Annotated in this window: 1 protein-coding gene; it reads right to left on the bottom strand. The window is 67.4% G+C overall.

Going from position 1 to position 613, the window contains the following annotated elements:
- Positions 1–10 precede the first annotated feature (10 nt).
- Positions 11–613, bottom strand: a 603-nt coding sequence (locus I5G_RS14035; protein WP_022879623.1) for an ABC transporter substrate-binding protein, incomplete at its 5' end; no start/stop codon positions are given.

Genomic DNA, 613 nt, shown 5'->3' with positions numbered 1-613 from the left:
GCCCCTTCCGTCACTTGGTGGAGGCGAGCTTGTCGTCCATTCCCTGCGCGAACTGCGCCGGGGTGATCTTGCCCGAGATGGTCTGCTGCAGCAGAGCCACCGACTCGCTCGTCATGACGTCGGCGTGGTCGGGCCAGTTGACGGCGGGCAGGTAGATCTTGCCGTCGCGGACGGCCGGGGCCATCTCGCTGAGCGACGCGTCGAGCTGCGGCGTGAAGTCCTTCGTCGTGGTGATCGACTGGGTCTCCTTCTGGTACAGCTCCACGCCCTCCTTGCTCTGGAGGAACTGCACGAACTTGTCGGCGCCCTCGGGGTTCTTCGCCTTGGCGTTGATGGCGTAGCCGGGGGAGACGGCGCCGCACCAGTACAGGTCGCCCTTCGGGTTCGGGACGGCGAGGTACTCGAGGTTGAGGTTCGGGGCGGCCTTCTTGATGTTGCCGAGCGCCCACGAACCGGTGCCGATCATCGCGACCTGGCCCTGCTCGAACGCCTGGAGCACCTGGTCGCCGGTGAGGCCGGCGGCCGAGCGGGGCTCGATGCCCTTCTCGAAGAGCTGGTTCCAGGTGGTGAGGGGGTGGGTCCAGGTGTCGGCGAAGGTGGTCTGCCGTCCCAG

Origin of the sequence: Microbacterium sp. B19, assembly GCF_000333395.1 — a bacterium.
Lineage (GTDB): Bacteria > Actinomycetota > Actinomycetes > Actinomycetales > Microbacteriaceae > Microbacterium.
Note: the sequence above shows the minus strand (reverse complement) of the source record. Positions and strands in the feature narration are given on the sequence as shown.